Annotated in this window: 3 protein-coding genes and 1 pseudogene; 3 read left to right on the top strand and 1 reads right to left on the bottom strand. The window is 74.5% G+C overall.

Going from position 1 to position 2,492, the window contains the following annotated elements; genetic code table 11:
- Positions 1 to 153: 153 nt before the first annotated feature.
- Positions 154 to 723 carry a rhomboid family intramembrane serine protease gene (locus ABD317_RS35910; RefSeq protein ID WP_344296073.1) on the bottom strand — a complete coding sequence of 190 codons (570 nt, stop codon included), beginning with the start codon at positions 721 to 723 and terminating at the stop codon, positions 154 to 156.
- Between the two features lie 167 nt (positions 724 to 890).
- Here ABD317_RS35910 and ABD317_RS35905 point away from each other — a divergent pair, with 167 nt between their 5' ends.
- The 3 genes and pseudogenes from ABD317_RS35905 to ABD317_RS35895 form a co-directional block, all read left to right on the top strand.
- A complete protein-coding gene (locus ABD317_RS35905) occupies positions 891 to 1,679 on the top strand; it encodes a UbiX family flavin prenyltransferase (protein WP_344296071.1) in 789 nt (262 codons plus the stop codon).
- A 40-nt stretch (positions 1,680 to 1,719) separates the two neighbouring features.
- Positions 1,720 to 2,172, top strand: a complete 453-nt coding sequence (locus tag ABD317_RS35900; protein ID WP_027756706.1) for an Lrp/AsnC ligand binding domain-containing protein — start codon at positions 1,720 to 1,722, stop codon at positions 2,170 to 2,172.
- A gap of 76 nt (positions 2,173 to 2,248) precedes the next feature.
- Positions 2,249 to 2,492: pseudogene (locus tag ABD317_RS35895) on the top strand (hypothetical protein); the annotation flags it as partial.

The following is a 2,492-nucleotide window of genomic DNA, read 5'->3' as shown; positions in this document are numbered from 1 at the left end:
GGGCGGCTGCGCTTGGCCGGACGGTGGCCGGCCGGCCTGCGGCTGCGGCCCGGCCGGCGGCGGCGCGGCCGCACGCTCTTCGCCCTGCTCCTGCTCGCTCACGCGCCTGTCCCCCCGGGTGGTCGTCCCTCCGTGCCGTTACGGCTGCAGACCCTAACCCGCCCGCAGAGCCCCCCGCCTGCGGTCGCTGAAATAGAACGCCGCCAGCACGCCGCCCAGCAGCCCGAAGAGGTGGCCCTGCCAGGAGATCGACTGCTCCACCACCTCGTCCGTCGGCAGCACGCCCCACAGCATGGAGCCGTACACCACGGCGACGCCCACGCCGACCAGCACGTCCGACACCCGCCGGTCGACGAAGCCGCGCACCGCCACGTAGCCGAAGAGCCCGAACACGACGCCCGACGCCCCCGCCGTGGCCGTGTTCGCGGGGGCGATCAGCCACACCCCGAGCCCGCTCACCAGCGTGATCACGGCGACCACGCCCACGAACCGGCTGATCCCGCGCATCGCCGCCAGGAAGCCCAGGACCAGCAGCGGCACCGTGTTCGCCGAGAGGTGGTCCCATCCGAAGTGCATGAACGCCGACGGGATCACGTCCCGCAGCTCGCCGGCGTCGCGCGGGGTGATCGCGTACGTGTCCAGCCTGTTGTCGCTGATCTGGTCGACCGCCTCCAGCACCCACAGCAGCGCCACCCACGTGACCATCACCACCCCGGCGCGCATCACGTATATCCGACCCCGCGGCGGCCGCGTCCTTGCCGGCTGTGCGGCGGGGGTGCCGCGCTCATAAGGTTCGTACATCACCCGAGCCCCCTCCGGACCAGTGTGTCCTCCCAGGGGAAACGCAGGCGGCCCGCGCCGTGGTTCCCGGCGCCGGATAGGCTCGCTGCGTGGAGCCGCCTCACCAGACGCCGTACGAGGAGCCGGACAGGGAGCCGGACGCGGGGCCGCGCGAGGAGCCGGGCACCCGGCCGGACGCCCGGCCCGACGCCCCGCCGTACGCCGACGGGCCCGCCCGCGGCCGGCGCCGGCCCTGGGTCGTCGGCGTCTCCGGCGCCTCCGGCACCCCGTACGCCGCCGCCGTGCTCCGCGCGCTGCTGCAGGCCGGGGAGGCCGTCGACCTCGTCGTCAGCCGGGCGGCGCGGCTGACGGTGCTGGACGAGACGGGCGGCCCGTTCCGCGACGCGCACTGGCGCACGGACCTGGGGCGCTGGCTCGCCGCCGGCGCGGACGGCCGGCCCGACGCGTTCAGTATTACTGAGATGGACCTGTCCGACGTGCGGCACTGGGCGGCCGGCGACCTGGCGGGCGGGCCGTCCTCCGGTTCGTACGCCGCGAAGGGCATGATCGTCGTACCGGCGTCGACGGCCGCGGTGGCCGGCATCGCCCTCGGGCTCTCCAAGGACCTGCTCCAGCGCGCCGCGAGCGTGACGCTGAAGGAGGGCCGGCCGCTGGTCGTCGTCGTACGGGAGACGCCGCTGCCCGGGCCAACGCTGCGGCAGATGGTCGCGCTCGACGAGGCGGGCGCCGCGGTGCTCCCGGCCGCCCCCGCCTTCTACGCCGGGGCCACCGGTATCCAGGACCTCGTGGACTTCGTCGCCGGGCGCGCCCTCGACTCCGCGGGCGTGCCGCACAAGCTCTACCGCAGATGGGAAGGGGAGCTGGGGCGCTCCCGCTGACACAGCAGGCACGAGCAGCACGGAAGGCTTGAGATCACACATGGACGCCGTCGACAGACAGCTCATCCAAGCCCTGCGCGAGAACGGCCGGGCCTCGTACGCCGAGCTGGGCCGGCTCGTCGGGCTCTCGGGTCCCAGCGTCACGGACCGGATCAACCGCCTGGAGACCGCCGGGGTCATCACCGGCTACCGCGCCACGGTCGACGCCGCCCAGCTGGGCCAGGGCGTCACGGCCCTCATCGGGATCTCGCTCGCGGAGGCTGTGGACCACGACGACGTCGCGGACCGGCTGCGGGACCAGCCGGAGATCGAGGACTGCTTCTTCATCGCCGGGGAGGCGTCGTTCATGCTCAAGGTGCGGGCGCCGGACGTGGACGGGCTGGGGAAGACGGTCCGGCGGCTGTCGCGCATCAAGGGGATCTCGCACACGGACACGACGGTGGTGCTGTCCACGATGTGGGAGAGCAGGGTGGGCGAGATCGCGGAGGAGTAGGCCGCGTAGGCTCGGATGCGCGCAGATGCGCAGGAAAGTGACGTACGAGATGTGACCCAGGGCTGGGAGGCGGCGCGTGGACGCAGGGCTCAGGCGGGAGCTGGCGGAGAAGGCGCGCGGGGGCGTGCGGCTGAGCCGGGAGGACGGCGTCGCGCTGTACGGGAGCGGTGACCTGGCGTGGCTCGGCGGCCTCGCGCACGAGGCGCGGGTGCGGCGGCACGGGGAGCGCGGGTATTTCCCGACGGGCGCGGACGCGGGCGCGGACCCGCGGACCCGGCGGAGGCCGACGCGGCGGGCGGGGACGCGGTGGCGGCGGTGGC

The sequence above is a fragment of the Streptomyces synnematoformans genome, assembly GCF_039531005.1.
In the GTDB taxonomy this organism is placed as follows: domain Bacteria; phylum Actinomycetota; class Actinomycetes; order Streptomycetales; family Streptomycetaceae; genus Streptomyces; species Streptomyces synnematoformans.
The sequence above is the reverse complement of the archived record's forward strand: the minus strand, read 5'-3'. Positions and strand labels throughout refer to the sequence as shown.

Coding starts and splice junctions, on each gene's coding strand:
- ABD317_RS35910 (WP_344296073.1), bottom strand. CDS start 723: ATGCGCGCCGGGGTGGTGATGGTCACGTGGGTGGCGCTGCTGTGGGTG.
- ABD317_RS35900 (WP_027756706.1), top strand. CDS start 1,720: ATGGACGCCGTCGACAGACAGCTCATCCAAGCCCTGCGCGAGAACGGC.